17 protein-coding genes and 2 pseudogenes are annotated in these 25,255 nt (G+C 56.0%); 11 read left to right on the forward strand and 8 right to left on the reverse strand.

The genetic code is table 11. The annotated features are described in order from the left end of the window. Nucleotides 1-35: 35 nt before the first annotated feature. The 7 genes from MF410_RS31030 to MF410_RS31060 all read left to right on the forward strand — a co-directional run bounded on the left by MF410_RS31030 (nt 36) and on the right by MF410_RS31060 (nt 6,879). Nucleotides 36-2,012: an AAA family ATPase gene (locus MF410_RS31030; RefSeq protein WP_130696050.1), complete on the forward strand. Its 1,977-nt coding sequence runs from the start codon at nt 36-38 to the stop codon at nt 2,010-2,012. Beyond that, nucleotides 2,009-2,848: a metallophosphoesterase gene (locus MF410_RS31035; RefSeq protein WP_130696049.1), complete on the forward strand. Its 840-nt coding sequence runs from the start codon at nt 2,009-2,011 to the stop codon at nt 2,846-2,848. The genes MF410_RS31030 and MF410_RS31035 overlap by 4 nt, the downstream gene beginning before the upstream one ends. Further along, on the forward strand, nt 2,835-3,668 hold the full coding sequence (locus MF410_RS31040) for a hypothetical protein (RefSeq protein ID WP_130712198.1): 834 nt from the start codon (nt 2,835-2,837) through the stop codon (nt 3,666-3,668). Before MF410_RS31035 ends, MF410_RS31040 begins: the two co-directional genes overlap by 14 nt. Beyond that, nucleotides 3,668-4,543, forward strand: coding sequence for a hypothetical protein (locus MF410_RS31045; protein WP_239620825.1), 876 nt, complete (start codon nt 3,668-3,670; stop codon nt 4,541-4,543). The genes MF410_RS31040 and MF410_RS31045 overlap by 1 nt, the downstream gene beginning before the upstream one ends. Before the next feature lie 451 nt (nt 4,544-4,994). Then, the gene (locus MF410_RS31050; protein ID WP_130712200.1) at nt 4,995-5,369 is read left to right on the forward strand and encodes a hypothetical protein; all 375 of its coding nucleotides are present in this window, start codon (nt 4,995-4,997) and stop codon (nt 5,367-5,369) included. 14 nt (nt 5,370-5,383) lie between these two features. Continuing rightward, nucleotides 5,384-6,367: a hypothetical protein gene (locus MF410_RS31055; protein ID WP_239620826.1), complete on the forward strand. Its 984-nt coding sequence runs from the start codon at nt 5,384-5,386 to the stop codon at nt 6,365-6,367. Between the two features lie 197 nt (nt 6,368-6,564). Further along, nucleotides 6,565-6,879: a helix-turn-helix transcriptional regulator gene (locus MF410_RS31060; RefSeq protein ID WP_130696043.1), complete on the forward strand. Its 315-nt coding sequence runs from the start codon at nt 6,565-6,567 to the stop codon at nt 6,877-6,879. A gap of 167 nt (nt 6,880-7,046) precedes the next feature. Here the strand turns inward: MF410_RS31060 and MF410_RS31065 are convergent, their stop codons facing one another. Next, on the reverse strand, nt 7,047-8,507 hold the full coding sequence (locus tag MF410_RS31065; protein ID WP_130696042.1) for an N-6 DNA methylase: 1,461 nt from the start codon (nt 8,505-8,507) through the stop codon (nt 7,047-7,049). Between the two features lie 131 nt (nt 8,508-8,638). On the opposite strand from MF410_RS31065, the gene MF410_RS31070 reads away from it, so the two are divergent. The 4 genes from MF410_RS31070 to MF410_RS31085 all read left to right on the forward strand — a co-directional run bounded on the left by MF410_RS31070 (nt 8,639) and on the right by MF410_RS31085 (nt 11,272). After that, nucleotides 8,639-8,818, forward strand: coding sequence for a hypothetical protein (locus MF410_RS31070; RefSeq protein WP_130696041.1), 180 nt, complete (start codon nt 8,639-8,641; stop codon nt 8,816-8,818). Then, a complete protein-coding gene (locus MF410_RS31075; RefSeq protein ID WP_130696040.1) occupies nt 8,815-9,621 on the forward strand; it encodes a hypothetical protein in 807 nt (268 codons plus the stop codon). Before MF410_RS31070 ends, MF410_RS31075 begins: the two co-directional genes overlap by 4 nt. A gap of 103 nt (nt 9,622-9,724) precedes the next feature. Then, nucleotides 9,725-10,135 carry a hypothetical protein gene (locus tag MF410_RS31080; protein ID WP_130696039.1) on the forward strand — a complete coding sequence of 137 codons (411 nt, stop codon included), beginning with the start codon at nt 9,725-9,727 and terminating at the stop codon, nt 10,133-10,135. A 27-nt stretch (nt 10,136-10,162) separates the two neighbouring features. Beyond that, nucleotides 10,163-11,272: a hypothetical protein gene (locus tag MF410_RS31085; RefSeq protein ID WP_130696038.1), complete on the forward strand. Its 1,110-nt coding sequence runs from the start codon at nt 10,163-10,165 to the stop codon at nt 11,270-11,272. Nucleotides 11,273-11,373: 101 nt separating this feature from the next. Here MF410_RS31085 and MF410_RS31090 read toward each other — a convergent pair whose 3' ends face one another. From MF410_RS31090 to MF410_RS31120, 7 genes and pseudogenes are all read right to left on the reverse strand, one after another. Continuing rightward, nucleotides 11,374-11,757 (reverse strand): hypothetical protein, encoded by a 384-nt coding sequence (locus MF410_RS31090; RefSeq protein WP_130696037.1) that lies wholly within the window; start codon nt 11,755-11,757, stop codon nt 11,374-11,376. Nucleotides 11,758-12,202: 445 nt separating this feature from the next. Beyond that, entirely contained in the window at nt 12,203-13,450 is a 1,248-nt protein-coding gene (locus MF410_RS31095; RefSeq protein ID WP_239620827.1) for a hypothetical protein, read from the reverse strand. Beyond that, nucleotides 13,447-19,708, reverse strand: a pseudogene (locus tag MF410_RS31100) (AAA domain-containing protein). The gene MF410_RS31095 and the pseudogene MF410_RS31100 overlap by 4 nt, the downstream one beginning before the upstream one ends. Beyond that, nucleotides 19,701-20,370, reverse strand: a pseudogene (locus MF410_RS31105) (4Fe-4S single cluster domain-containing protein). The pseudogenes MF410_RS31100 and MF410_RS31105 overlap by 8 nt, the downstream one beginning before the upstream one ends. Next, nucleotides 20,367-22,190, reverse strand: a complete 1,824-nt coding sequence (locus MF410_RS31110) for an AAA family ATPase (RefSeq protein ID WP_125849263.1) — start codon at nt 22,188-22,190, stop codon at nt 20,367-20,369. The pseudogene MF410_RS31105 and the gene MF410_RS31110 overlap by 4 nt, the downstream one beginning before the upstream one ends. Before the next feature lie 428 nt (nt 22,191-22,618). Further along, the gene (locus tag MF410_RS31115; RefSeq protein ID WP_239620828.1) at nt 22,619-23,425 is read right to left on the reverse strand and encodes a hypothetical protein; all 807 of its coding nucleotides are present in this window, start codon (nt 23,423-23,425) and stop codon (nt 22,619-22,621) included. Nucleotides 23,426-23,644: 219 nt separating this feature from the next. Continuing rightward, complete coding sequence (locus tag MF410_RS31120) at nt 23,645-25,018, reverse strand: hypothetical protein (protein WP_130696034.1); 1,374 nt, start codon at nt 25,016-25,018, stop codon at nt 23,645-23,647. Between the last annotated feature and the right edge of the window lie 237 nt (nt 25,019-25,255).

Genomic DNA, 25,255 nt, shown 5'->3' on the forward strand with positions numbered 1-25,255 from the left:
CTTTTGACGCTGCCGCGAGCAGTGGAGGATGAGCTATGCCTATTGGCACCACCAATGAGAAGATCAATTCGTCCATCAATCATTACACACTTTATCGAACCTTCGAGCGGGCACTCGCAGGATTCAGAGCTTTCCATCTGGGCGGCCCAGGCATTGTGGTACTGGTCACGCCCAGAGGAAAGCCAGCCGCTGATTATAAGGCGTGCGCAGTCGCCTATTTGTATCAAGGGATCGAGCGAGACAACTGGGACCACGTTGGCTATGCGTGCATCAGCGCGACGGACAAGCCAGAACGGATGAAATCGGAATTCTACGATAAGTGCTCAACGCGCGAGCGAGCCATCGTCATCTCGGAGACCCGCAACCTACCGCCGGTCATTTCTGTCACCGCCGATACGTTCATCGATCTGGAGCCCATCAACGAGAACGATCTACGAGAGGCGTGCGCAAAGGTATTGAAGCTCAACATCACCGCCAAGCAGGCCAGGCGCCTGCTGGCATTCCCGCGAGACCTTATGCTTGCTGCACTCAGGCGAAATAGCTCGGCGGCCGATACAATCCGGCGTCTGAGTTCGGTCTCATCGATCGAGCCGGAAGGCAAGCCCATCGAGGAGAGCCCGCCGCGCCTTGAGAACCTCCATGGATATGGTGCTGCCAAGGAGTGGGGGCTTCAACTAGCCAAGGATCTCAAGTCGTGGCAGGCAGGCAAGCTGAAATGGTCAGATGTGGACCGAGGACTTCTTCTGAGTGGGCCGCCCGGCGTGGGGAAGACGATCTTCGCTCGGGCACTTGCCGAGACTTGCGGTGTCAATTTCGTCGCGACATCGGTCGTACAATGGCAGGCGACGGGTCATCTAGGCGACCTTCTCAAGGCGATGCGGGCTGAATTCGCGTGCGCCATCGACAAGGCACCTAGCATCCTCTTGCTCGACGAACTCGATTCTATTGGGGACAGAAACACCTTCACCGGGGAGTATGCATCATATTCCATCCAAGTGGTGAATGCTCTGCTGGAAGCCTTGGATGGATCGGCCAACCGGGACGGACTCGTCGTCATTGGCGCCACCAACTTTCCAGAGAAGATTGACACCGCCATCCGCCGATCAGGCAGGCTGGATCGGCACGTCAAGATCGGAATGCCCAGTTCGGCAGATCGCATCGTTATTCTCGCACAAATGCTCGAAGACCCGGACTTTCCAGACCTTGGCTTACTCGGTCCGCAGACTGAAGGGATGTCGGGAGCCGACCTTGCGCGAATGGTCCGGGATGCAAAGAAGCGGGCGAGGCGCGAAGACCGAGACGTCACCGTAGCCGATCTCATTTCGCAACTCCCGCCCGTCATCAGGATTGAGGGTGAATATCGACATGCTGTTGCTGTTCACGAGGCGGGCCATACCGTTGTAGGGAATGCGTTAGGGCTCGGGCAATTCGTCGGCGTTTCGGTGGTCCGTCAGATTAATCCAAGGATCGAAATCCAATCGGCAGGTGGCGCGAGCTTCGAATTCCCGACCGTACATATTCGCAATGAGCAACGATACCGCGATGAAATCTGCCTTCGACTTGCGGGAATCGCTGCTGAGCGGCTGATCCTTGGAAGTCATAGCGACGGGTGCGGTATCGGGCCAACGAGCGATCTGGCCATTGCCACGGATCTCGCCTTGCAGATGGAAACTAAGGCTGGGATGGGCGCTCGATTGCATCATTTTGGCAAAAGCGCGGGCTGGGAAGACTTCGGAGCGCAGAGCGCACCGTGGTTGATGGACCGAGTTGAAGGGATCCTGCGTCAAGAAATGGCTCGTGCCGAAGCGATCGTAGCCGCGCATCGTCCACTATTAATTGCTCTGACCAGAGAGTTGGAGGAGATTGGGGCCGTTCTGCCCAAACGCTTAGATGAATTGCGAAATGAGGTGGAGAGTAGCGGAACAATCTCTTTGAGTAACCCGCCTTCGGGAGAGGGTTTGGAAACACGCGGTAGTACGCGAGCACCTGCCGAGAAGGAGGTGCGGCGATGAAGGCCTGGGTAATTAGCGACATCCATTCGTCACCACTCGATCTGCTTCACCGCAGGCAGCTGAGCGTTCCTCGGGCCGACATCTGCATCTGCGCTGGCGATATCGCAGGCGACATTGAACGTGCCATCGATTTCCTGCATGCAGAGATCGCGCCGCACATGCCGGTGGTCGCTGTCCTTGGGAACCATGACTATTATGGTTCGTCGATCGATCGCGCGTTGGAATACTCCCGAAGATGGACGGTTGGAACCAATGTCCACATCCTGGAGAACGACACGTTCCATCGCGGCGACCTGCGTATCGTTGGCGCGACATTGTGGACAGACTTCGCGATCGCGGCGCACGATTCTGGGCATTTACCGGTGCGGGCCAGGCGCGACTTGGCCGTTCGGGAGTGTATGCGATACTTGCTCGATTTTCGGCTGATCTATCGATCCGACGCGCGAGTGGGAGACGAAAGTGGTCTCATCACTGCGGACGAGATGATTTCTCGTCATGAAGAGAGCCGAGCCTACATCGAAAACGAAATCGCCAAGCCGTTCAAAGGTACAACAGTGGTGCTCACACACCACGCGATCTCGCACCAGTCGCTGGATCCACGCTTCACCGGTCACATTTCGAACGCAGCCTTTGCGTCGGACCTGTCCAATGTCATCCACGCCAGGCGGCCACATTTCTGGGTACATGGTCACATCCACCGCTTCGCCGACTATGTCGAAGGCGATACCCGTGTCCTGTGCAATCCCAGGGGTTATGTAGGGGAGTTCGGCACCAGTGGTTTTCGGCTGGGCTTCGTTGTCGATACTAAGGTGGAGGAGGGGAATGATGATGGCTAAGCCCACTCTTCATTGGCGGACGGAGTGGAACAACGGCACTCCCACCTTCACCGTCAAATTTATCGATGCCTCCCATGAGCAGCGCCAGGCAATCGAGCGGGCTGCCGACAACGAAGGGTTTGTTCGTGAGGGTGACCAGTGGCGACCGATGGAACGGGCCAAGCTTCCTAGCCTGTTCGAGGTCGTCCGAGCGATTGACTTCGATTTCATTTTTGAGCCGGAGGACGCGGATGCACCATTCGATTTACAGCGACTAAAACTCAGTCCAGAAACCCGAGAAAGACTTGAAAGCCTGTCGAACTTCAGGTTGGACGAACTCGCGGGATATTGCCCTGTCCAAGCTCAAGGTGAGTTTGACGGCAGCTATTTCTATTTGCGAGCGCGTGGATCGTACTGGCGGTTTGAAGCTGGCGGAAACGAGAATGGTACCAAAGGCGCAAAATGGTGGTACGAGGAGCATTGGCCAAACAAGACCGGTTTTGAGGCCGGGTACATGTCGGACGAAAATGCGATCCGTTGCATCCTCAAAGCAGTCGAGATCTATCGAGCGGAGGATGGCGGCCGGTTCGAAAAGGGCCATCCCGAGTATGAGCGCACAACCTTAGAAGGCTGGTCCTTGGGGGCTCTGAGCCTTCGCAGCGCTAGCCGAAGGTTGGGCATCACAGGAGAGGAAGCATTCGAGAGGATGACAGCCTACGGTATCGAGGTCCCGTACTTCGCCGACCTCGAACTGAAAGCCTTGAATTCAGATTCGGGAACCGTGCTCGGATTGGACGAAATCAAAGGTGTGTGGACCGACCTGCCGGATGAGGACGACTGATGGCCCAGTACCCGTTTAACATCGACGTCAGCACCGTAGGCGGACAATTGGAGGTCCTTCGTCTTTGGAGCAACGCCGAACTGACCATCTCGACTGCTCTTCTGATCTTGAAGGTCACGACCGCTGAGCTGCTGCAGTTGGCGCAGAGACACGGCATCGCGCCACCGAGCGAGGAAGCGCTGCACAAGCGCATCAAGGATCTGGAGGCGCGAGTGCGACCCCAGCTCCTTAAGAGCAAACGCGATCAGGTCGAGGAAGAGTTCTCCGATATTCGAACCGCAGTTGCGGAAGCGCTGGATCGCGTGGCGTCAATTGCGCTCGAAGCCAGGGCGTACGGACAGGTGGAGGCGCAACAATCGTATTCGGTCGCCCACGCGAGACTACGTAGGGCTCTCGATAGCGTCGCGTCTGTTCAGGAGAAATTTGACGAAGCTCGTTTACTAGAAAACGAGGCCGCTGCAGACTTCGAATACACTGATGCCAGCATCAAGGTCCTGCGAAACCTCGAAAGGGTCGTTCCGCGTCCCGACTACTATTTAGTCGGTGATTTCAACCACGCCCATCCGGTGACAGAGCACGACATTCTCTGGAGTTGGTCGCAGGGATTTTTGGCGACGAGCACGGCGATAGAAATGCTTATTCTGGAGGAGGGCGATACGATCGATGAGATCGCACTTCAGCTCGGCGTTCCACTGCCAAGGGAGGAGGCAATCCTTCCTGCCGAGGCAGCTGCCATCCTTGGCGATGAGCCGGTGGACGGTGATCCAACCTACAATGTTCGACGGCGTATCCGTGATGGTCGGCTGGCCTCATACTTTCCTTCGGATGTCGAAGCGCGGCGAGTGTTCGAGGATGAGGTTATGTCCCGCGGATGAAGTTGGTCAACGGCCAGCGCCCACTAGCGCTCTCCATAGGAGACGCATTTTTTGCAGGCGCGGCCGGACGCGCTCGGCAGTGGGCGTGGTTATACCGTTCCGAAAATCTGCGAGTGCCTGTGCCTCCAGCCGGGTACGGAGGGTTAGGCCGGAGTCGGGCGGTCTGGCGATATGGTCCACGACAGTCCAACCGCCGTCGCGCTCTTCAATTTCGTATCTGTTCATAAACGGACTCTCGCTCTGCCACCTGCAGTTCGACACCTACCGGGTGGCCGTTAATAGCTCGCGATGATCCCGCCGTCGCCGCACCGGAGTTTTTAAAGGCGGTGAACTTGGAGTTAAGACTGCTCCTGTCCAAGCATGGAGGTCTGAAGCCCTGTTGATTGAGAGGGAAGTGATTGCGCGATGGAGTTGTGGCGACATACAGTCGCCCGGCTTTTGGGGTGAGGGTATGATGATATTGTTTGCCGGTCGTTCGACTGCAGCTTGGGTTGTGGCATTCCTTGTTGCGCTGGGACTTTTTGCCACCGAAAGTGCGCGTGCCGCTGAGGTGATGAAATCTGCCACAGACATCTGCGTCCTTCGCCTTGAGGGTGAAATCGTCGATGGAGATTTGGCCCGGTTGAAGAATTTAGCTTCGGGAAATTTCAAAGGTATTGATGGGGAAAGCTCCTCGCACGATACGCTCTGCCTCAACAGCCCGGGCGGGAGTGTCGTCGAGGGCGTGAAGTTGGCAGATTTCATTTACAAGACAGGCATCGGGACCGTTATCGACAAAGGGGACGAGTGCTATTCGATATGCTCCGTGATGTTCATGATGGAATAGCACAAGGGCCGGAGGTGAACTTCGTCAACCGAAAGCTCAATGTTGCGGGAAAACTTGGGTTCCATCGCCCCTACTTGGCGATTGATTCCGACGAGATGATAAACGTCAAGGCGCTGGCCATTGCTCACGACGCGGCCATCGAGTCCATCACCCAACTCATGGTGCTGGCGAACAATCAGGTTCCTTGGTCGAATTCAACGATGATGAAGCCCGATCTCATCCAGGCGATGCTGAGCCATATCGGCAACGACCTCTACTATATCGATACGGTGGATAAGGCCGGGCGCTTCGAGATCGAATTGTTCGGAGTAGGCGAAAGTACCGGATTGACCGAGGCCCAGGCTTACTACGCCTGCGAGAACGGCTTCCATTGGCAGGTAGGTCTAATCGGCAAGGACACTGACTATCAGCGGCTGCGCCTGCAGCTCGGGACGAATGGAGCCGGTGACGGGATCGTCAAATTGGTCTCCGACGGTCCACTGGGACGTTTATTCGCTGTCACAAGTGAAGACGAGGGCTACTCAGAAGCTCGATGTTTGATCGGGCTCAAGAATGGCTACGTCCAGGGATGCGGCTATAACGGCATGTACAACGTGTCGGTCGGGCAAGGTCAGTGCACTCCCGAAAACTTTGCAGAAAGAGCACAATCGATCCCACGAGTGTCGCTTCTCAAGCCAGGTCTCAGCCTGGGCCAGCTTGAAGGTGCAGCGGTGAACGCGGAAGATGGCGCTGCTCCCGCGACTTGTGCCATCTTCAGCGCTTCAGGCGAGACCGAGCAGGAGAAATGCTCGGTGCGCTTCGCGAATTCCACCGGCGCCGATGGCCAGAAGGCGAGCAAATGGGAGTTTACGTGGCCCACCGGAAACAAAACTATCGTGCAACGACAGGGTAAGCAGCTAAGGATCAACGGCAAAGAGGCGTCGATGAACTTTGCGGAAGGCTACGCTATGTGTGCGGTGAACGCAGAGACCGGAAACCGGTTTTGCTTCAAGTTCTGATTTCGGTTGGTTCCGCATTCGGCGTTGCCGCGGATGTTCGAAACGTCGTGGCTATCCCGCCTGCGTTCTGGTGGCAAATCGCCTGGCGGTACGGCCCGCACGCCGATTATGCAGCGGCGACCTTGGATGGAAACATGCCATAAAAGGTATAATTGGCTCAGAATATACCGTATACGGCGTAACTTTGGAGGCTGGCGATGATTTTCGGATTAGACCTGCGGACTTTTCGGGACTTTCGAAAGGCCATCCAGATGAGCCAAACTAAGCTGGCCGACCTTGCCGGGACGAGTCAGAGCAAGGTATCAAAGATCGAGGCAGGGAAAGCAAATCCAGAGGTCGCCACTCTCAATGCTCTATGTTCTGCTCTCGACGCCGAACTGATCCTTGTGCCCCGCCGAATTGGAGGCGACGTCAGACGCATGGTGGACCGGCACCTGAACCGTCACGTCACCGCAGTGACATCGGTCATGTCGGTAAGGGATGAGTTGTTTATTCCCGACGGAGATGAGTAAGGGGCTGGCACCACCAGCTAGGGCAGGGTTCATGGCAACGCGGCGTTTCGCGCGATTGATTATCCTAATGCGCGAAGCTCTTCTTCGCGACAACGAGTCAGCCCTCCACCGAGACGAAATCCGTCCGCTAAGGCAGCAAGCGTCCTTAGCTGCCTAAAGGGGGCCGCCTACGTCGCGCTATGGCGCCATTGCCTCATGACCTCAATAGCATCCCGGAATAATTCGGTCGGCCTGCAAGCTGGTTCGAAGAGAAGCCTTGATGCTTCGCGTGGCTCCAGTTTCAACATGCCGCCGCCCAATGGATGTCCTTCAAGCTCACAGCTGAGCTTCGTTAGCGCCGACGTCCATTGCGGAAGGGCGCTCGCCGCCTTTTGGCCGTCCGTGATTTGAACGGCGTGGATACTGTTGGTGCAGGCGGCGGCGGCATCGTTTCGCGCGAGCCGTACCTCCGATCCGGCCATGTACTGGAGAAAGTAGTCGGGCCGGATGACGCCCGGCACTGAGTACCAGAAAGGGCGGATACGACACTTATACGAGCGCCGCGCTTCTAGCCCCCGTTCGCTGTCGAGATATCTGGTGATTGCTTCCGGAAGCTCTTTCGTCGGCGGAATAAGGAGGAGCGTACAAGCTTCATCCGCAGCCTTCCATGCCGAAAACTTCTCATCATCGATTACATCGCCGGTCAGAAACTTTCCGCGCCGGACAGTCGGCACCAGAAACTCATCCGGTATCTGATGCTCGGCGGCTTGGGATGGCGAAAGATGAAAGAAATCATTGGCACCGCTTATGTATCCAATGCCGATCTTAGCGAACTCACCAAACCTATAGGCGCGTGGATCGTCGGCGACCGCAAGATACGCCCCTCTGGCCTCGGCAGAGAGCAGAAGCGGCCGCAATCGGCCCCGCCACTTCCTTTTTACATCTTTCCAATAATGAGCCTCTCCATCTGGGGGCACGGAAGAACCTTCAAATCGATCCAAGTACGAAAAGTGGATGTGGTCGGTTTTCCCGCTGCGTCCCTCGCAACAGAGGAGCCAGCAGTCCTCCGAGAGCCGACGGAAAAGCTTGTTCTTAACGGCGACAACCTGGACCTTCGAGAAATTTGCGAGGAGATAGTCCAAGAGCGGCACGGCGTAAGGCGCGTGGCCGATTTCAGCGGGCACGACAAAAGCCATCCGGCCACCCCCGTGAAGCAACGATGCCGTGGCAACGAGAAACGGTGCCCACGCGGAACTGAGACCGCTCAGCGTCACGCCGTTGGCCAGGCAGATCGAGGTTGCTGCTGCTTTCGAAAGGCCCTTGAAATTCTGGTAGCGGATGAAAGGCGGATTTCCGGCGGCGCATTCGAAGCGCTCGGAGGTGCTTTCCGCCCACGCGAAGAAATCGACGTTATCGATCGGTACCAGGGGCAGCCGCTCGCGGGCGACCCAAGTGGAGTAGGGGTCTTGTTCGATGCCCCTAGAGCTGGTGTGGTGGGCGAGAATTGCGCCATCACCACACGACGGGTCAAGCAAGCGATCGCTGGGCACTCGAACGACCCATTTTACCAAGGATTTCGCGACGGTTTCGGGAGTGAAGAATTGGCCTGCGACCTTTCCAGCGATCGCGGAGGGGGAGGCGACGTTCATGTGTGATTGATCGAAATGCGGTCAATCGATTGTCAGGGTAGAACGTTGCGCTTTGCAATAGCCGAGAAATTGCAGTTGAGCGTGGTCGATCGGCATGCTCTGTTAGGGCGATTGGGGTCGAGGAAGTTGGCATGCGAAGTTTCATCGGCCTGGACGGCGCTGCGGGCGTCAAGAAGACGAAGGTCGATGCCTGGCAGATTTCTGAGATCCAACCGGTGATCATCGGCGGTGCCGATGGGTGCACGATGACTCTGGAAAAGCACGGCTGCGTATCTGACGACAGCAAATTCCACCTGAGGCGGGATCAATGACGGCGATGGCTAAAGCTTTCCTGTCGACGAGAAGACGCGCAGTCGAGCGCCCCTTCCTTGTTGTGGCGTTGGTTTTCATCGGCGTGATCCTCGCCGCCACATTTGGAGCGAACCCGGCTGACGCGGCCAGTTTTGATTGCCGAAAGGCGTCCAGTGCTGAAGAGCATGCTATTTGCTCCAACGATGAGCTTTCGGGCCTGGATGACGCGATGGCAGCGGGCTTCAGGGAGGCTCGCAGACAGGCGCCAGCGGTCGTCAAACCATTGTCGCGGTCCTTGTTGGCGGAACGGCGGGCGTGTGGCGCGGACATGGATTGCTTGAAGATGACGATGACAAAGGCCGTAGGTACTTACAAGTCAATCATCCTGGGTGAGCCGGTGGACGGTGATCGGAAAGACAGGGTTTACTACGGCACTCGGGCCGGGATGCAGGTTTCGGTGGTGTCGCGCTCTGGCATCGATACGTCCCGGGCGGTCATCCAAGTAGAACACCGCCGAGAGGATGCCGTCGCGTTTTGTCGTGACTTCGTTCAGAACGTGACGGACAAATGCATCCAAGACGAGCTGGCTATCGATCTTCAAAACAAGTTCACAGGCGACTGCAAAACCGGACGCTTCACAACGATTACAGGGCAAACTTACGTCTTTTTCGGGCGAAATACCGCCACGAACGCTGGCACGATGGGAAATGACTTTGTGTTGATCGACCCGGATACCAATCAGCCGCTCGATGGGACCATGGCCAGCGGCTATCCCGTTGCAATCGACCAGTTCAAGGAGCTATGCCCGAAGAGGGTGCGCTAAGGTTTGATCCAGGCGGCTCTCAGTGTCGGTGTTAACCAGGTGCGCTTTTTCGTCTAGTCAATTCTTACAGCTCTGAGTACGAACGTCCTCGAAAGAGGGCATCATGCAAAAACTTTTGTTGATACTATTTGGCGTAGCGGCCATGAGCGGAACTGCGCGTGCTCAGGCAAGGGTCACTGCAACACATCGGAACGGCCTGGTCGAAAGCTACCGAGCCTATATCGGTGAGGCGGACCTGTTTAACTCAAACGGCGTGAGACTGACGCAGCCGTGGCAGATCATTCGGCAGGACCGAGCAAATTTCCATCAGTACGGTGTACGCGACCGCGGTGACGAGACGGATTCGTTCTTTGCAGATCCGGTCAACCGCCAAGCGCTTGAACAGATGCTTCGCAACGGCACAATGACAAGGGACGCCGCCAACATGATAGTTCGCGGGAATGTCTGGATTGACGTGGATATTTACGGCAGCCAGGGCGCTGGCCGCTGGATCGACGTCTCAGTATCCGATTGATCTTTACCGGCAGGGGACCCGCACTCGATGAAACATCTTTTCGCAGCGGCTCTTTCCGCCCTTGTGATTTCCACGGCATCGGCAGCCTCTGCTCAGTCGATGTCCGGCGTATCAGTTGGTGGCGATCGACAGCAACTTGACAGCATAGGTAGCCGTCCGGTCGCGACCGAGGCGATGGGTCCCCACACGATTGAGAAGTACAAGCTTTCAGGCGGCAACGAGCTTTCTGTTACGTACCATCGAGCCTCCGGCAAGATCGTCTACCTGGAGACGGATTGGGGAGGCGAAACGGCCGGAGCCTTCTCGGACTTCGAAGGGTTCAAATTCGGCAAGACCACCCTCAGCGAGATCCGCACCAAGCTCGGAAGCAACGGGATGAGTTTCAAGGATCGTCCTCCCGCAACTCCAACCCCGGACGGCGGACTCGCGCTTTTCAATTCGTACGAGGTAAACGGTTCGGGCACTATCGCCACGTTCGTGACTAGTGTTTCCGCTGCGACCGTAAAATCCATCAAGGAAAAGGGCTCAAACCAAAACGTTGGCGACATAGCAATTCTTGAAGCGATCATCGTCGGCGAAAAGGATTATCTCGAAACGATCTGGGGCAGCGATAAACTCACGTCGCCCAACTATACCGCCATCGACTGGCCGGGAAACAATCCTAGTCAGGAGTCGAAATCCTCACCGGCGGCTTTCAAGAAACCAGATGCCACCGACTTCCCGGTGGAGCGCGTTTATCGCGGAAAGACCGCGAAGCCTGATTTTGCTGGGAAGAACGCTCACTTCAGGGACTTCCGCACCCGGATCCGCGAAGGTATGGCTGGGGGACCGGGTTTTGCGGGTGAGTTTTCGGTCATTCAGTTCGGCTGCGGCACGGGCTGCTCAGCGGTGATCGTCGCTAGCAACAAAACCGGTCAACCGTATTCGTTTCCGCGAGGTGGTGAAGACAATATGTATCTCACACTCAAATACCAGCTCGACAGCCGCCTGATGGTGGCGCAGTGGGGCTCATATGACAGCGGCAAATGCATCATGGAGTATTTCGACTTCGCGAATGGAATTTGGAGCGAAATCTCGAAGCGAGAGATCGGTCCTCTCGACGCTTGCTACAAAGACATCGAAGAGAACGGGCCTTGAAAAACACTAGTTTCAGTCGCTCGCGAGGTAGGCAGCTGGCCATTGCGTTGCCGGTCAGCTTGAAGGACGACTAGCACTTTTGACCGCCGGGCAGCGGATTTTCAGAGGTGAGCACGAGGCCGTCGCGTCAAGACGGTTCTGGGCCTCTTGCGTTTCAATCCCAGCGAAGTCGCCAGAAGCTCATCAGGATTGACGGTTATCTTCTTCGCATCGACAGTTCCGACGCAAATCAAACGATGATGATCGCCTTGCCACTCGCTTGCGTAGCCTCTGACCGGTGATCCATCTTTAGAAAGCAAAGTCTGCGCGTCAAAGGTCAATAGGGTGTCACCCCACCTTTCCCTATCTAGCTCATCGAAAAGAAAGAAATCGGAATCGTCCATCTGATAGTCGTGGCTTAACTGGATGCCGAAACATTGCGAATAGCCACTGTCGATCAGCTCGGAGAGGCGCAGAGTTTCAGGGAGAGGCTGAAGGATGTCCATTTGCACTTCGATATCTCTGTTTCGATGCCTTCCAGTGTCAGAGGAAAATTCTGTCGGCGCAAATGAAGCTGTTCTCAAACAGCTAAAAAGGCAGGCCGCACGACGAGTATTGTCAGCTGATCGCGGACTAGCAGTTTTTGCCGTTTAGCCTCCGATGCGGTCGCTCAGATAGGCCTGTGCAGCTTTCACGCGATCTTGACTTCCTCCATGAGTGCCATACTCTCGTGGTCGCGACGAACACGCTGTATCAAGAACGACCGAAAGGATAATATGATGTTTCGCGACAGGCCGGTCCATGTGGATTTAGTAAGGGCAGTCTAGTGGCTGCAAGTTACTTATGATCGTCGAACAGTGGGAGCGGTGCCCCGCGCGTTCGTGTCCGATATTTCGTTTTCTGGGACCGCAGATATTCTTTTGACGGCCGTTGTTCCGACACCCAGTGCCTTCACCACCACCAATTCTCCCCACTCGCGGCTAGCTTGGCCTGCAGTACCGAAAAATCTCCGCAAAACTCAGTCTCAGCGGATATGTCGGCGATTGCATCGCGGGGATCGGCTGAGGCGGCGAAGCCAACCGTGCGTAGCTGAATGCCACTATTGGGGTTTCCACCGATCTCCACTCCGTACCCAGGTCTTTTATTGCTCTTCAGAACGACCCGGCCGTTCTCAACCCAGGCTGTCTGCATCCCCTCTATGACTTCGTATCCGAGTTCACTGAGACCAGCGAGGATCGCGCTGCGCCGATCCTGTTCCGCTCGCTCCTGAATTATCGTTTGAAGGGTTGCGGTTGCGGTAGCGATCATGTTCGAGAGCTCGGCGACCGTCGAAGACCCGTTCAGCAGGTTGTTTATTTTCGCGAGCTGTGAGGCTGAAGCCGGTGTCTGGATGTTTTTAAGCTGAGCTTCCATTGCACGCAGCTTTACAAGTGCATCCGCTTCGTCAGTCGCGGTCCGCCGTTCGGCGGCAATGTCCAATGCCAAGCTGTCGATCAACAGCGAGCGTCTGGACGATCTGTCGCTTGATACTTTTTCCACCCGATCGCTCAGTTTGCTTGCGCGTTCCGGATCAAGTGCTCGCAATTCTTCATATCGACGCTCGAGGTCGGCCAATCGCGGATCCTCGACCGCGGAGGGATGTTGGGTTGCCAGCCAATCTGCAAGTGTCGGATGCGCTTCTCCTTCGCCCAACTTGGCTGCCAGTTCGCGCTGTCGATCCGTGATCTCGCTGGGCAAGCTCGATGGCGCCAAGAGTGCAAATCCCTGGGTGACAGCGGCCTGAAGTTCGTCTTGAGAGCAAGATCCTGGATTGGACAGAGCAGGGGGAACTGCAAACCCTTTTTCTGACAGGGCCATCGCCAACGAATTCGCCGCGCGAAGCCTTCGCTTGCCCTCGTTGCGGTCCCGCGCAGTCTTTTCGGCAGCCCGTTCGATTCGTGTTTCCATGTCAGCTTTTAGGAATGCGATTTCGAGAGGCGCCTGCTTTTGAAGCTCAGCGAACTTATCCATTGCGAGAAGGTCGCCCATCGCAGAGATCCTACTTTGGGCCAGCCGTATGTCTTCCGCATCCACGATTTCATTCCGCTTGCCGACCCGCTGCCATTGCTCGAACGCAGCTACCAGCGCAGCGATATGACCTTGGCAGATCGCGATTATCTCTTCTCGGGTGATAACCCGAACGACTTTGGGACCGCTCATTCGGCCGCCTCCCTGAAGATCGCCGATTGGACAGCATCGCGCAGACGCTGCTTTTCTTCTTCGCGAGCGTGGTACCAGCCATGTGATGAAATGCGATGGATGACGGGGATAGAGCGACCGAGAACGGACGGCCGCCAAATTTCCCGCGCTCTAGCGCTATCTAGAATTCTGTGGCGCGGTGCATCGCACTCGATGCCAAGGCCATAGAGACCGGTCTTCGGGTCTTCCACAGCAAAATCCAGGCTAAACGCGCTTCCATCATTTACTTGGTCGGTAGTTACGCCCAGTTCAGCAAGGTATGCCGCCACCGATGCAGCAAATCCGTCGAGATCTGATCCATCTCGATTTTGCGACCCGCTCCGCTCAGTCAGCATTCGATCCAGTAAGCTACGACCATTCTTGAAGTCGCCATCTGACATTGACCGAGCGTACTCGAGATAGCCTTGGAGATAATCACGCGGGATCGTTGGCTTCCGGCGACTGCTCAACATATCGGAAACATCACCGATGGGCATCGATGTCACCATGATCACCTTGATCCGTGCGCGGGTTACCGCAACGTTCAGACGACGCTCGCCACCCTTCTGCCCCAAGACACCAAAGTTCCTTCGGAAGCTTCCCTGCGCGTTCTTTCCAAAGGTCGACGAGAAAATGATGTAATCGCGTTCGTCGCCTTGGACGTTTTCGACGTTCTTAACGAAGAAGCCTACGTCTTCACCACGCTCAACACGATCTCGCTCTCGCGCAACCATGTTTCGGAACCAATCGTCCCTCTCAGCTTGCTTCTCAAGGATCTCCTCGATCAGGTCAGCCTGTTTGCGGTTGAAGGTCACAACGCCGACGGTCGGCGTGTTCCCCGGCCTGCGCCAGATATCTGCCAGGACCTGAACTATGCGACGCGCTTCGATTTCGTTGGTCTGATCGCTGTAAATCCCGTCGGCGCGTATGACCTCGATCGGCTTTGCCCTTAAGATTTCCTCATCTGGATGCCGCACGGGTACGCTCAATCTGTTGCCATAGAAGGAGCTATTGGAGAACCCAATCAGCTCGCGATACGCTGAGCGGTAGTGAATCTGAAGGGTCGTAGTCGGAAGAACAGATTTTCCGAGCTGCAGGAGATCGGGGCAATCCTTGATTTCGCGACGGTTCCACGTTTCGTTGTACGTCTCGCGCTCGACCTCTGTCGCATCTTCATCAAGCTCCTCTCCATCGAAAACGTCTGCTTCGTCATTCTCAACTCGGCTGGCGAAGAATGCGGTTGGCGGCATCTGTTTCTCGTCACCACTGATGACCACGACTTCACCGCGGAAAAGGGTGGGAAGGGCATACTCGACAGGCATCTGCGATGCCTCGTCATAGATGACCGTGTCGAACATGTTCTTTCGTAGTGGGAGCACTCGGCTCGCCACATCCGGGTTCATCAGCCAAACGGGGCGCAACTCCATGAGGCCAAGGTCTGGTCCCTTCTCAAGGAATTCGCGCAGTCGCTGTGCTCGCTGTCCGCGAAGCCGAGTGATTGGCTCCCAATCTCGTGGCGACGCGACCCGGGCAGGGTCAATACCCTGCGTCAGCATCTGGCGGTTTGCCCGCCGCATGGCCTTCTCCGCTTCGCCAACCGATCTGATCTTGGCCTGCAGCTCAGCGGCCTCGTAGAGCAGGCGGGGATCGTCGTTTTCGAGCTTGGTTTTCCAAGCGAGCATCGCCTCGCGTTTGACGATCTTTCGAACTTCGTCGTCCAGGGCCGAACCGGGCAGGCGTTCGAGTTCGGCGCTTTTGGGGCGCAAAAGCTTGAAAATATCAAGTGCCGCCTGCGGCAGGCCATTCGCTCTGATCCGAAATCTCTGGTAGGCTTCGAGAGTTGGGCGAGCTTCCAAAATTGAAGCGATCACTCCGCCATTCTGCCCATCATCTTCAATGGTTTTCAGCCGCTCGGATACCCACTTCGGGTCGAACCATTGCGCCGCGTTTTCCAGCGACGCACGGCTGAACTGCTTGGCCTCGTATCGCTCGAATGCCTGATGTGCGCTATCCCTCAGGCTTTGATACTCGGCAAGTGACGCCTTCGCGACGACGGCCTCTAACTGTGAGGGAACAGGGTACTGGAAAACCTTGTTTGCCAGGGCTTGAGCACTCGCGATCGCGTCAGCTCTGTGGACTGCTACGGCTGCTAGATCGTTTGCGACAAGGTCATCAGAGACGACATTCGCTTCACCAAATGGACGCAAGGTCTGTGCGAGGTCCTGCCGTAGGGGGCGGAGTTGCTGCTCCCACCGCAAGGCCGCATCGAACGCTGCGATCTCCGGAGGTAATCCGGCCGACTGGAGGAACGACTTCGTCTTGCGTAGACGTAGCCAGCGGAATGGATTTATTTTTCCGAAGAAGGACGGGGGAGTGGTCAGGACCTGGGCGTCAGCCGCCCAAGCCTTAAGGTCGGCGTCTGACAGCGCCAAGGTTTGCTTGCGGAACGGTTCTAGAGGAACTGAGCCTCTTAAGTCGCCAATGGCGTCGTGAATATGCCGCAGCCGGGCCTCGGCAATAGAAGCTTTGCTAGTTCCGTTTTCGAATGTACACAGCCGGTACCAGCGAGCGAGCTCGTTGCGTTCAATCTGGTCGAGCTCCGTGAACTCGCGATCGTTTTCGTCAAGCCAGCTTCGATACGGTGCGGGGTCTTTCATAGACAGCGCCTGGGCCGTACGCGTGAAAACATCCAAACGATCGCTCTCACTGCGGATAAACGCTTGGAGGTCTTCGTCAAAGGAAGCGGTGTTGGCCGGATCTGGATTGAATGTCTTCAGAACGACGAGGGAATTGCCTTCATAGTTCGCTGGCAACCAGTAGCGTGCCTGCGGGCCACACGCCTCTGCGAACTCTGCAATCTCGGTCGGGCTAAATGGGCCAAGCAGTCGCCGGAGCGCCGGGACATCCATCGGGACCTTTGGGGTCTCAATCTCTATAAGGTCGCCAAGTAGAGCCCGATACGATAGCCCGGAATGGTCGTCGATTGTATGAAGCGCAGCGTGATGGCCGTTCAGATCATTCTCGACGGCTTGAATTCTCGTCGCCAAATTCTGGCGATCACGCTTCCATCCCTGGTTGGACTGGTTGTTGTGATGGGCCTCCAACTGATCTCGAATTGCCTGGATGATAGGTTCGCGATCTCGGTTGATATCTGTGACCATGAAGATGCGATCTTCGAGTCCTTCAGCTTCCAAGCGCTTTTTTACAACTTCGAGCGCGGCTTGCTTCTGGCAGATTACAAGGAGACTCTTCTTCCGGCCAATCGCGTCAGCCACCATGTTCACGATAGTCTGGCTTTTGCCGGTGCCAGGCGGGCCTTCAATTAGAAGCCCTGGGGCATATCGCGCTTCAATGACGGCCGCTTCTTGGGACGGATCGCTCGCAACTGTGAAGAAACGATCCATTTCTGACGGCTTTTCACGGGGCGCGGATTGCGGTGGTTCATCCGTAACTTTGAGCGCGGTTTCCAACGCACTGCCACCCAGCTGCTTGCTTTTCAACTGGCGCAAATCTTCCACGATCGCCTGGCCCATATATGCCAGATGGAACAGAACGGCCGAACAAGAGATAACGTCATGTCCGAAATCCGCATCCGTGTCTTTGCTCGGAAGTTTCGATAGTGATCGGCCCTCGATTTTGGAAAGCCCACCAAAACCATCGACCACATCCGCCGCGGTTAATGTTGCCCGTCCAAGGAGATCGTTCGCGGCCTCTTGCCAGCGTCGCGACGCGTCGATGCCAATCATGCCTTCAAACGCTGGGTTGAGACGTACTTCGTCGCGGTCACGGTCGAAGGCGATGGTCGCGTGACCGCGATTGCCAACCTCTGGGGTGACCTTGACGGGCCAAAGCAGGATGGGAGCGATCTTTGGCTTTTTGCGATCGTCACGATGGATAAGGAACGGAAAGCCAAGGTAAAGTCCGTCGATGCCCGTATCGCGTTTGTAGAGTGTCGAGTGCGAGTGCAGTGATCGCAACCGCCGCTCCAGCGTTTCCGATTGGCCGAATGCCGCAGGATCGAGGTCCTCAGAACGATCTGTTCGGGAGAGCATGAGATCTAGCATGGCCGCTGCAGGCTTACGCTCGGTCCCGAGCTCGGTAAGATCAACGCGGGGCGTCGTCTTGCCAATGACCATTCTCGTCAGCGGTCCACGCAGGATGCTTCCCGAAATCTTCTTCGAGAAGTATTCGAGGAGAGTCGACACATAGTGCTGTTTTGGCGGCTCTAGCCAATGTTCCTCGGGAACAGAAAGGAGAACTAGGGTGCGGTCGAGGCTGATGCGTCTGTCCAGCCGGAACTGATCCGCCCATTCGTCAACCCGTTCGATGCCTGAGCGTGCGAAACCTGCGAGCCGCCGATCAACAAGCGCGTGCAAATCTCTTCGAGACCGGCTCAGGAGGTCACGGGCTTGCTCCCTTTCGAACGACGGAACTCCAGCGCGTTCAGCCGTTGCCTGCGCTTCATCCAGAATTTCGTCGACAGATCGGAACTGGCCGACGTCTGCAGCCAACAAGAGAATGAAGTCCTCGTCCGTCGTCTGGCGTCTTTCAATGAGGGAGTTGAGGCCAGGATGATCGGTATCAGGCAGAATCCGTCGTTTCTCAGTCCAAAGCGCCGCGAGGCGAGCCTTTGAGCTCGACAGAAGGTGGACCTGCAAATCCTCTTCATTCAGCGTGATCGAAAACTGACGAGCCTTCTCTCGAACTGAAATGCCTCGCTGCTTCAAGCGCTGCAGCCATTCCTCGACGCCGAGGCGTGCCAGGATTTCAGCTGATGGCCCGAATATAAGGTCTGTACCCTCGGCAGGATGGTCAAGCAGCCAACCGGGGGTGACGATATTGCCCTTCACGATGAGAGGCATTGCCGGATAGAGTGTCTTCAGCGCCATCGAAAGGCGTAGGTCGTCCGACAGTCCGTCCGTATGCGCGAGGCGCCTCAACGCTGATTGAACCGCATCATCAAATCCTGCGTCTTCCGCCCAAGCGGCGATGACGCCGCGTGCGGCATGGGTCCGAGCCTCGTCCCAATTTCCTGGCTCTGCGGCTGCCAAGGCGTAACTTGTAGCCTTTGAATACGATTTTCCTGCCAGGGCGATGGCTGCCTTGCCAACGGTATCAGTCTCGTCAACGACTTCTGCAGGCAGTTCGACAAACTCGCCCGCGTACCAAGCCCGCAATTCATTCCATTGCCAACGTTCGCGATGATCCCGCGCGAGGAGACCTTTCAGAAGGCGCTCGATCGATGGGTCCAAACCTTCGGGAACGGTGACACCCTTGGTCAGGACGTGAATTAGAAATGCCTGAGGGTTCACTCCTTCGAAGCACGCGCCCGCGGTTACGATCTCGAGCGTGATCATACCAAGGCTCCACCAGTCGGAAGCCGCCGCCACCCCACCTGCGATAGCTTCAGGTGCCATATAGCGGGTCGTTTCCAGAGGCGCGACTATATCCAAGTCGTAGTCAGATAATCTCGCCGATCCGAAACCGGCGACGACGAGATCGAGAGGATCTCTGGTCCGAATTCAGGATGTTCGCAGGGGTGATGTCGCGATGGCGCAAGCCCGCCTGTGAGAACGACCCCAAGGCTTTACCAATCTCAAACACGACCGAGTTGACCACGCCAAGATTGGCGCCATCGAGTTGCGCCTCTTCGAGGCTCCCGCCGGTGATTTCCTCGGAAATCTCAAACGCTCGGTCGTGCCAACGGCCGACCTCATAAACTTGGGGGAGGTGGTCGTCGGGCATGTTTCGAATGGCGTCATAGACCGACGGATCCGGCTCAGATCCGTCCGCGTAAAGCGTCAGTATGCCTCGTTTTCCTGTTTCCGGTTCGATTGCCAGGAAACGCTCTCGGACTGTACTGATCGATGGCAAGCGGCTCTCTATTGTCCAACCGGCAATCTCCGTCGCGATTACCTCCGCGGTTGGTGCGTCTTCAGGAGGAGTTTCTAACGTGACAGGTTCGATGGGTGGAACCTCGTCTGAGATCTCCGCTCCGCAAGCCATACAGATTAGATCGCCCTCGTCGACGGCGTGTCCATTTGGGCACGTCCGTAGGGCAGGTACCTGCGTGTGAACAGGAGAAGAGGATTCCGTACTGGTGGCCTCACCTTTGCCTGGTTCTCTGACGGAGACCGCGGTTAGATCCCAATTGCAAGTCGCGCCATCTTCAAGGACGGTTTGGCAGTAGAACTCGCTGAGTGGACGTTCTGTCTTGCAGTTCGGACAAAATCTAATCATTGGCTTTGCGTCTCGGTGCTCCCGCGGAGCGGTCTTGTGTTGTGAAAATCTTGTGATCTTGGGCGGACAGAATTTCAGTGAGCCGTTTGAAGTCATCGCGTCCCGGGATCCCGGCCATCCAGACCTGACCTGCATCATCCATCATCAGGTCGAACTTCCGGTCGGAGGACGCAGCTTCCCGCTGATACGACGAGAACTTGGCATTTCCGAGCGGAGTTAAGATGTTCAAACGCTGATTGTCGCTTCCCCGGAGGGCTAGCGTCTGCGGAGCTTCGATTGAGTCAGGGATCGGAGATCAACGCATCAATCAGCCCGGCCATATCGTCGAGTTGGTCCGCAATTTTCTCAATTGGATAGCCTGAGAAGACGAGCACATCAGCATTGGTCCGGAGGCGGATCTGCCTAAGTAGGTCTCGGAGAGCTTCCGGCTGATCAAATGGTTCGCCGCCAGAGACCGTCACGCCATCGATTTCGGGCAGCCACTGAGCGATCACGAATAGGACGTCCTCGACAGTCGTCTTTCCGCTGCCTGTTGCCCAAGTGTCTGCCGAGATACATCCGGGGCACCGAATTGAACATCCTTGTAGCCATATCCCGATGCGATTGCCCGGTCCCAGCGTCGTGACCGGAAAATGAATTCGAGAGATGGCGATAGCCGTCATGATGGTCGCTGTTCCCGCTCGAGCGTGATCGACGTTACAGCTCCGGTTGAGAGTTCTTCGATACGGAAGGTGCCGCCAACCTCTCCGGTGTCAAACAGCGCTCGCGACAATGGATTAGCTAGATGTGCTTCCACCATGTTGCGAACACCACGACCGCCGTTAGACAGATCACGCAGACACATCTCTTTCAGCACGGTCTTCGCTTTATCGGTGATGGAAATATCGAAACCAATCGAGCGTGTGCTTTCGAGCAAGTTCGCAACCATGCCGTCAAAGATGGCATCAGCGATCTGCGGACGGATGAAATCAAAGACAATGACGTTCTCGCCGATGCGGTTCAGTATCTCTGGTCGGTTGAGGGTGAGCTTGAAATGGCGATCGATCTCTTCCCTGACCTTCGCGGTCACTACTTCATGTGTCTCATCGGACGAAACGTTCTGGATACGAGCGCCGCTTGCATCGGTCCGATAGATGCCGAGATTGGACGTGAACAAGATAATCGCTTCGGAGAAGTAAACTCTGTCGCCGCGGCCTGACGTCAGCACACCGTCGTCCAAAACCTGCAAAAACTTGTCGAGAATGCGGGGATGCGCTTTCTCGATCTCGTCAAACAGCACCACGCTGAATGGCTTTTCGCGAATTGCATTCGTTAGCTCGCCACCGGCGTCATAGCCCACGTAGCCTGGTGGGGCGCCAATCAACCGTTGATCCGCATGCTCCGCGCTGAATTCCGACATGTCGAAACGAATGTATGCGGACTCGTCGCCGAAGAGGAGGCTGGTAATCGTCTTTGCCAGCTCAGTCTTCCCGACGCCGGTCGGCCCAGCGAGGAAGGCAACGCCACGCGGACGCCCGTTGGTGGAAGAGCGCCCGACCCCTGTCACAGCCCGTTTGACAATATCGAGCATATGCATTGCCGCATGATCTTGGCCTTTTACGCGAGAGCGAATGAACTCTTCGGCCCCTGCGATCTTAGTCCTATCGATCTTGCGCCAAGGGTCGTCCGTGACGCCGACTTTATACCGGCGAACGGCATCAGCGATCTCGCTGGCTTTCAATCCTTCGTTCCGACCAAGTTGGGCAATGGAATTCATATCTGAGAGCAACAGCCCTTCAGTCAGGTTGACAAATGTCTCGGCCCACTGAGCTAATTGCCCTTCTGAAGCCTGCTGAGCGGCAGGTAAGGATTTGAGCAGGGTTTGCGATAAGGATTTTCGAGTGAGACTATCGGGGACTGCTACGGGGATAGTCCGGAGCTTGGGATTATCGACAGTTAGCCAATCGGGGAGATCGGAATCGCGTTCGACTATCCAGATAATCGAATTGTAAAATGGCTTCCGATCTGGACCTGCTGGTCGGGATTTTGCCGCATGACAAAGAATCTGCGCCTGGGTGAATAGAGTGTGCTCGGCGATCGTCAATGCATCGGACCGGTTCACCAGCCGTGACGCGAAATCGACGATAAGTGCGGCAGGTTCACCGGTTGCCGCAGTGAATGAGCCAAGGAGCTGTCCAAGCATCTCCAATCCCATTGTCTTGGGATTTTCACTTCCTAAGCCGTTCCGCATCATAACTTGGGCAAGTTCTGCTTCATTTGTCACACCCGGCAGTCCAAAACCCACCGTTGGCGAAAACGAGATGACGTCGCGATAGCCACACGATTGTAGCTCTCGCTGCAGGCAGAGGCCCAGAGGCAATGCCGCTACGGTGTCCTGCGCGATCTCATAGGCCTGAAGGTCACGTACATTGCCAGACAGTACGAACTGGCTCTTTAGCGGAAGAAAGCGTACGAGGTCGCGAAGCCAGGTAGTTTTATTCATCAGGTCAATTCGATCGTATGCTGGAATAACAATTGCGGAAACTTAGATCACAGGTTGAGCGCGAATAGAATAACTCAACGAGTTTTCGCACACTAAAACATACGAATTCCGGCGTTCACAGTGAACCGATATTGTTAATGCCATACCGAAAGGTAGTCTCGACAGCACGTGGATCTGTTGCCGAGATCTTGTGTCAGCCTGCCGACCGGACAGGTGAAGAAGGATTCGCCCGGACCGGACTGGCGTCACTTTCTCGACTCTCGACCTCGTTACGGCTGCCCGCACTTAAACCAAGTGAATCTGATAGCTGCCATTCAGCGATCCATTGCTCCCGGCGTGAACGAGGCGAAGGCGCCCGGTGGGTCGCAGGGAGAGACCCAAACCTGGCACATTCCGGGCGAATGCGGGCCATTGTAGTGCGTTCGTATTCAGGACAGCAGCAAATCGTCTAGGATGGCGTCCGTCGTGCGCTCCGCAGTCACGCGCAGCGGCGTTCCACCGAGCTGGGCGAAAGTCGAGCAGACTTCCTCGGAATCATCGATGACAACGCAATCCAGAATCGAGGCGCTGAACTGGTCGGCATACTGCATGAACAAGGCGCCACCATCATCCGTCTTCAGCCTGCCTTCGTTATAGGAATTGCTGATCGCATCGAAGTGTTGGTCGAGCCGAAGGGCTGGCACCGTAAAGCGGGAAAAACTGTCCATGTTTCCGGTCACAAGGATAACATTGGCGACCAGTCTAAGGCGCGAGAGGCGGGCAAGAGTGACCAGCGAAACCTGCATCGACTGGCAATCTGCCACGAAAATCTCCCATACTTTGTCGAAGGGCATGTCGAGTGCGGCGGCGACCATACCGTTGACCTCTTCCGCGGTGTGAAGTCCTCGCATCCACTCGAAGACAATATGGCGGTTCTTCTGAAACAAGTAGGTTTGCAACTTGTTCTGCTTGACGGGGGAAGGCTGCGCCAGTACCGATCGTGGCAGATGGTGCCATCGAAATCGATGAAAATGATCGGCTTGCGGTAGTCTCGATCCACTCCGTCTCCACTCCGAATAGGAAGCATTGCCGAACCAACGGCAGCCGCCGATGGCTCGCGGGCCAACTGAGATGACGCGGTTTTCCAGGCCGACGTCGCACTGCAGATGCTCGGCAATAACGTTGAAGTTCCCATTACCAGGTATGTCTTTGGCAGAACAGCACCGCGCCTCCGGCCAAGTGAGCCCAACCGTCAACTGGGTTTTGTGTTAGTTTGGTTGTGGGGACAGAACCGAGGTCAGACTTCCTGTACCAGCCGCTGCTCTTAGGTGGAAAAGAGGCTGTCGATGACGGGTCTCTGGTTCGCTTCCGAAGCTTCAATAGCTAATACGCATCGATCACACGTTTATACCCCCTGAGCCTCATACGCACCTTACACGCCCTGTCAGGAGGCGACCTCGGTCGAGAACCTGCTGCTAGTCTTGGTCGGCGTCGGGCGGCGCCAAATAATCCGCCTTGAAGTCGGCTGCCGTCCCGCCGATACCAATCTTCTTGAGTGCCTTGGTGGCCTGGTCTGGCTTTTCGTCGATGTAATCAATGGCTTTAGCTCTGAGTGCTCCGATGGAGGCAAACTTGCTAGATCGAAGTGGCTTTGCTTTGTAGGCGCCTGTTTGCGCTGCTACACACACAGATCCGAGCACCTGTACCGCAAATTGCCGAGGCGCTTTCTCGGCCAGTTTTTGGTCGAGATCCGGAAGCGCCGCTGCAAAATCATTTGCCGTCGCAAAATCCGATGATCCAGCCTTTTCAAGATATAGCCTTCGTAACTGCTTGAAGGCTTTTGTAGAACTGCTGACCGCGTCGATTATGGTTGGGTTTCTCCAGTATTTATCGAGAATTTTGTCGACTGATCCCTGAAATGTCGGAAAGACAGTCGACTCATCGAGTTTCGAAATCATTGCGCCGATGAGAGTGATCGGATGCTTCATCCTTGTGATTGGGACGGTGCTTTCAGTGCCCTCCGTCACCTTCTCGATCAGTGAGTTTAGTCGGGACTTCGTTGTTGAGTTGGCGATCTCGATCATTTTGGGACCAGAAGACAACGTCGCTGCGATCTCGTCCCCAAATACGGGGTCGCTGGACTTTTTCGCAACGAACTGTTCCATAACGACCTTCCTCATGGCTGACTCGTCAATTGCCGCCATTCCTGACATGAAAAAGCGAGCGTTTTTATTTGCCGTCGCATCTGCGCTGCCAATGTGCCCGACGACTTTGATTGCCAGATAGTCGTACGCCTCAGGATGAATTCCGCTGACTTCCTCCCTCACGACCGCGCGAATGTTCGTCATATTGTTGTCAGGAAAATAGTTTGCTTCAGAAAACCGTTCGATAATGCGGTCAACCGCATGATTTGTGCTCAATGCAGGATGGCGCAAGTATTTGTCGATTGCCTCAAAGAAAACGTACCGCGCCTCTTCGGCGGAGGCGTGGTGGCCCGAGGGGTGGGCCGCTTTATTTCTGTGGGAGATGATCTGCTTTAGGCGTTGCCCCTGCAATTCGCTGATCAGTTCGTTCGATTGGAGCCTTTCGACGAGTTTCGTCTCGAAAGGCTTCTGGCCATTTGCCAAAGTCTCTATGTCTCTGGATATCGCCCTCGCTTGCGTGTTGAGCGTTGCCAGCAGCTTTGTTTTCGTTCTGAGGTCCTCGAATACTGCGATGAACGTCATTACGATGCACGCTCGGTGGGCTCCCGTGCCATAGCACGCTAACGCCTCTTTCAAGTAATCAGCAATTGCAGGATTTGATACCCTGCCCAACAGTTCTTCCATGTCAGTAAGGCCAGATGCCATGATACTCCCCAGGTTGAATGGCCGGTGTATCGTGCATCAGTAAAAAAATAGTAGAAGTTAAGCTGACCGGCGTGCGGGTTGTTTTCTGTTAGCTGGTATGCGGCTCCATACTAAAGACGTGGCCGAGACGCCGACAGCAGTGACATTTGGCCCAGCGGTTAGATCATTGCTTGGCAAAGCTCGCTCGAAATCGTTCACCCTCGGCTGGCGAGGAACCTCTCGGGCTGCTACCGCACC

Origin of the sequence: Rhizobium sp. C104, assembly GCF_022354505.1 — a bacterium.
In the GTDB taxonomy this organism is placed as follows: domain Bacteria; phylum Pseudomonadota; class Alphaproteobacteria; order Rhizobiales; family Rhizobiaceae; genus Rhizobium; species Rhizobium redzepovicii.